At 41.3% G+C, this 5,178-nt stretch carries 6 protein-coding genes; 1 reads left to right on the top strand and 5 read right to left on the bottom strand.

Annotated elements, in window-relative coordinates; translation table 11 throughout:
- Window positions 1–1,205 (top strand): methionine--tRNA ligase subunit beta (gene metG / locus B3182_RS02110; RefSeq protein ID WP_292751343.1); only part of this gene is annotated, 1,205 nt, incomplete at its 5' end.
- Between the two features lie 99 nt (window positions 1,206–1,304).
- Here metG and B3182_RS02105 read toward each other — a convergent pair.
- The 5 genes from B3182_RS02105 to B3182_RS02085 all read right to left on the bottom strand — a co-directional run.
- Window positions 1,305–1,865 (bottom strand): PepSY domain-containing protein, encoded by a 561-nt coding sequence (locus B3182_RS02105; protein WP_292355871.1) that lies wholly within the window; start codon window positions 1,863–1,865, stop codon window positions 1,305–1,307.
- 173 nt (window positions 1,866–2,038) lie between these two features.
- Window positions 2,039–2,476 (bottom strand): Hsp20/alpha crystallin family protein, encoded by a 438-nt coding sequence (locus B3182_RS02100; RefSeq protein ID WP_292355873.1) that lies wholly within the window; start codon window positions 2,474–2,476, stop codon window positions 2,039–2,041.
- A gap of 140 nt (window positions 2,477–2,616) precedes the next feature.
- Window positions 2,617–3,273 carry a response regulator gene (locus B3182_RS02095; protein ID WP_292355875.1) on the bottom strand — a complete coding sequence of 219 codons (657 nt, stop codon included), beginning with the start codon at window positions 3,271–3,273 and terminating at the stop codon, window positions 2,617–2,619.
- Window positions 3,266–4,594, bottom strand: coding sequence for a histidine kinase (locus tag B3182_RS02090; RefSeq protein WP_292355877.1), 1,329 nt, complete (start codon window positions 4,592–4,594; stop codon window positions 3,266–3,268). The genes B3182_RS02095 and B3182_RS02090 overlap by 8 nt, the downstream gene beginning before the upstream one ends.
- Before the next feature lie 258 nt (window positions 4,595–4,852).
- Window positions 4,853–5,178 (bottom strand): hypothetical protein (locus B3182_RS02085; RefSeq protein ID WP_292751338.1); only part of this gene is annotated, 326 nt, incomplete at its 5' end.

Raw genomic sequence — 5,178 nt, 5'->3', positions numbered from 1 at the left:
ATTTTAATGAATTTATGCGTGCCGACAGCCCGACTGAAATGGTGCACTTTATCGGCAAGGATATTATCTATTTCCATGCGCTGTTCTGGCCGGCCATGCTTAAGGGTGCCGGTTTCAGATTACCAAACCGTGTGTATGCGCATGGCTTTCTTACCGTTGATGGTAAAAAAATGTCCAAGTCGCGTGGCACTTTTATCAAGGCCCGCACTTATCTGAATCATCTGAATCCGGAATATCTGCGTTATTACTTTGCTGCCAAGCTGAATAACACTATTGAAGATATCGATTTGAGCCTGGAAGATTTCCAGAGTCGCATTAATTCAGATCTGGTTGGCAAGGTTGTGAATATTGCCAGCCGCTGTGCCGGTTTTATCAATAAACGCTTTGATGGAAAATTAAGTGACTCATTGACTGATGAAGCATTATTTAACGCATTCACCGATCAATCTGAGTCGATTGCCAGACGTTATGACAATCGCGAATTTGCTCAGGCAATGCGCGAAATCATGGCGTTGGCAGACAAAGCCAATCAGTATATTGATGAACAAAAACCCTGGGTGCTGGCGAAAGAAGAAGGCAAAGACGCAGAAGTACAAGCCGTTTGTAGTATGGGCATCAATATGTTTCGTGTTTTGATTGCTTACCTCAAACCTGTATTACCACGAACGGCTGAACAAGCTGAAGTTTTCTTAAAAATTAGTCCATTGCAGTGGGCTGATATTGGTCAACCATTATTAGGTCATACTATTGAACCGTTCAAACCTTTAATGACTCGGGTCGAACAGGACAAAATTGACGCTATTATTGAAGAGTCCAAAGAGAATATGGCTGCAACAGCTGCCCCCACCAAAACAGCTGAAAATATTGATCCGATTGCCGAAGAAATTCAGTTTGATGATTTTGCCAAAATTGACTTACGCATCGCCAAAATTGTTAATGCCGAACATGTCGAAGGTGCTGAAAAACTGCTGAAACTGACGTTGGATATCGGACTGGCTGAAAAACAGGTATTTGCAGGCATCAAATCTGCTTATGCACCTGAAGATCTGGTCGGTAAATTAACCGTGATGGTCGCAAATCTGGCCCCACGTAAAATGCGCTTCGGTTTATCAGAAGGCATGGTGCTGGCCGCAGGCCCTGGTGGTAAGGACTTGTTTATCCTAAACCCCGATGAAGGAGCAAAACCGGGAATGCGGGTTAAATAATCTTTGAACCGTGAACTAAGCACTCAAAAAAGACCTGATGTAAAACACATAAAAAAAGCCGGCATGATAGCCGGCTTTTTAGTGTTACCAAGACTGATTTTATTGTTTCAGTTCTTTTTCCATACCAATTTCATACAACTCTAAATTGGCTTCTTCAATTTCACCAGTTACGGCATTTACATCTACTTTATATTCGCGGCCATGTTCATTCACGATATCAAATTCATAAGTGACCGAACCTTCGTAACCGATTTCATATTCATTGGAAACTACTTCGCCCGGAATGAAATCCAAAGCCGTTTGACGAGCTGCTGATTCTTCAATTTTGGCGTATTTCTGGAATGTAGGATCATTTGCTTCTACTTCACGCTCGACTTCGGTGACAAAACCTTCTTCAGCATTACATTCGACATTGTAGGTACTGCCATTTGCCGAAGCTTCAATATCAAACTCATATACTGGGTCATCACCTTCCATTTTCATTTCAAGTTTACGAACATTGCCAGGAATGGTATCCAAAGCAGCATCCATACACGTTTCCATTTTGACCAGTTTCCATTCACGGATATCGTCAAGATCATAGTTGTCGTTATCAGCCAATGCCATTGAAGATAAAGACATTGTGACTGCAGCTGTTAATAATGTAGCTGTATGTTTCATAGTATTGCTCCTTAAATATAAAAACCTGCTTCCATTCTCTACCCGCAAGAGCAATGTTGGTTATCTTTTTGAATTGATTAGCTAACCCCTAACCCGGTTATCATTATATTGGGAATTTTTCCTGTATACAAAAAAAGCCCCGGAAAATAACTTTCCGGGGCTTTAATTTGATTTTACTGCTGAACATTCACCTCAATGCGTTTGGGTTGAAGCTGTGGCATTTTAGGAATCGTCAACTCCAACACCCCATCCCGTGAAGCGGCATTGATGTTATCTACATCAGCGGTTTCCGGTAGGGTGAAACGCCGCATAAAACTGCCACTGAAGCGTTCAATACGTTTGTAATTATCCTTTTCTTCAATTTTTTTACTGTCACGCACACCTTTAATGGTCAACAGACCATTTTCGGCTGTCACTTCAATATCAGCGGCTTTAACGCCGGGCAAATCAGCGTGAATAATGAAACTCTCTGCGTTTTCCTGAATATCAACTGCTGGTGTCCAATCCTCTTCACTGAAGTTGGTTTCAGCGGCCGGTGACTGGAATAGCGTCGACATTTCACGCTGCAGATTATCAAGCAGACTGTAAGGTCTATAACGTTGAATAGCCATAAAAACACCTCCATAACAAGTTCATCATGAAGACGAATACTGTCTTCTGATCAGCAAGATTGGGATGTGTCAAAAAAAATTCAAGAGGCTTGCAATACTTTTAAATTAACTATTAGTTATCAACTGGATAGCAATTAAGGTTAATGTTTAATAATACCTAATACAACGGCAATATTCGCCAGATCTGCCGTGGTGTTTACATTCAGTTTATTTTTAATCTGTGTGTTGTAGTTCGCCACTGTTTTATAGCCTAAATGTAATTCTGCAGCGACTTCATGTGCAGTCATCCCTTTAGCCGTCAGACAAAACACATCAAACTCTCTTGGCGATAACAACTCCACCACCTGACCGTAATGCAACGTATCACTGGGATGTTTGAAATCATCTATATTGGGCAAAATATCCTGTTCAATATAACGTTTGCCCTGAGATACCGCTAACACGGCTTCTGCCAGTACTTCTGCAGCACTGTTTTTAGTCACATAGCCTTTAGCACCGGCCTGAATGGCACGCTCGACATAGATCGATTCATCATGAATGCTGTAGACCAGTATAGTGGCCTGTGGATCCTGCTTTTTAAGACGACGAATGGTTTCCAATCCTCCAATGCCGGGCATGGATAAATCCATTACCACCACATCAGGACGCTTGCGTTCATATTCATGACAGGCCACTTCGCCACGATCAACATCCACTATGTCGCCAATAAATGGTTGAGAATCCAGTAACATTCTGAATCCGGCTCTCACCACCTGGTGATCATCTACCAGCAATACACTTATCTTTTTATCATTCATTCTCTGTTTTCTCTATGATTGGCATCCATACACTGACATTAACGCCTTTTCCTGCTTCAGACTCGAATCTGAAACGGCCTCCCATATTCTCAACCCGTTCTCGCATGGCCAATACCCCGAACCCATGTCCGGAAGTCTCACCGCCTTGCCCGTTATCATGGATCCGCATAACTACACGTGGAGAGGTATGCTCGCCCTCCTGCCGAATCAGTAATGTTACCTCAGTGGCATTGGCATGACGCACTACATTGGTGAGACATTCCTGTGCAATTCGATAAACATGTATCGCCAATTCATGTGAAACATCATCCAGACAGTCATCATAATCCAGTTTTATCACCAGATCGGGATGCCTACGACGCCACTCATTAACAAGATCGGTCAGCGTTGCCCCCAAGCCTAAATCAGCAAGACTTAACGGATGCAAGGTTCGCATCATGGAACGAACCACGCCGGCCAAATGGTTACATATTTCAGCGATTGAATCGGAAATTTTTGCTACATCCGTACCCGGCTGGCGAATCGCTGTAGACATGGCTTTTATAGCAGTCAACGATTGGCCCATTTCATCATGCAATTCGCGGGATAAGTTTCGTCTTTCGGATTCCTGAATCTGCATTGTATGACGGGCTAACGCCTGATTATTCTCTTTGGCGACTTTCAAAGCATCAGACAAGTGATTGATTTCTGTGGCAATAGCATCGAATTCACTGATTTTGAAGGGCGGTAGTTTACGTCCATATTGTCCAGACTCTACACGCCTAAGCCCAACAACAATCGTCCGCACATTTTGTAGCATGGAATTGAATACAAAATTAATGGCTAAAAATATTACAGCGACCATTGTCATTACTGACCAGAAATAAGCTTCCGATTCCTCCCAGGCTTCAGCAATTTCATCCATCGGATCAGCTCGAACAATAATTTTTTTTACTCTGCCATCAGCAAGTTTTATGTCATATTTTGAAGATGGATAGGTAGTTTTAACAGCTCGTTGAAACCATTGAGGTGGTAACTCTTCATCTATATCATCAGATACAAACCATTCTACTTCCTCATTCTCTTCATTAATAAGACTTATATGTAGATGACGGGTATGTTGAATCGCACTAATTTGCTGAAGCCATTCATATTCAGTCATGGAAGTTCGGGATAAATGGCTAAATCCCAAATCAATCATTTGCAGGGCCAGATTGAACGAAGAATTTACCTCACGTTCAACTGAATGACGTGCTTGCCATATTGTTAACAAGCCCCCCACAAGAATAATAATGATCACCGAAAATATAATTCGACTATTGATCAGGCCTCTTAAGCTCATATAGCGCTCTCGATATCACATGGAATGAGAATAATCATTGCTCCTTAAACTAATGTTATGTGTTTAGTTATTATTAATTAACATAAAAGCTAAACTGATAAAGCATCATTATCAATATAATTCAATGAGTAAACTGAGAAATAAAATTACTGTGAATAGCTTAAATGGCTTTTTCAATCATTATTCACAAAGGAAAAAAAGGTGATTTTTTATTTGAGGTATTTGTTAGAGGCACCCGCTCCTTGCCCAATGAACAATTCAATTCGAGCCTACCGTATCTTTCGAGGTGCTTTTAACTGGCATGTCGATAACAAACCGATATTGCTTACCAAAGTGTAATATGACTTCTTTCTGGCCACGCTTGAGAATCTTAACTTCGATATGAATATCACTGTAGCCGTCATGTGCTAATACATCATCGATCATGTCAGTGAGTTTGAATTTGAGTAATTCGGCAGAGTTTGTGGTGGCAATGTTCATATTATCCGGCTCAGTTTGATTTCTGTGAGTGGATAGTAGACAAAGAGGAAAATATCCCATATAGGATATTTTCCTTATTTTGTTAATGACGCTATAAAAATAGA

Source organism: Methylophaga sp. UBA4204 (assembly GCF_002379485.1).
GTDB lineage: Bacteria > Pseudomonadota > Gammaproteobacteria > Nitrosococcales > Methylophagaceae > Methylophaga.
Note: the sequence above shows the minus strand (reverse complement) of the source record. Positions and strands in the feature narration are given on the sequence as shown.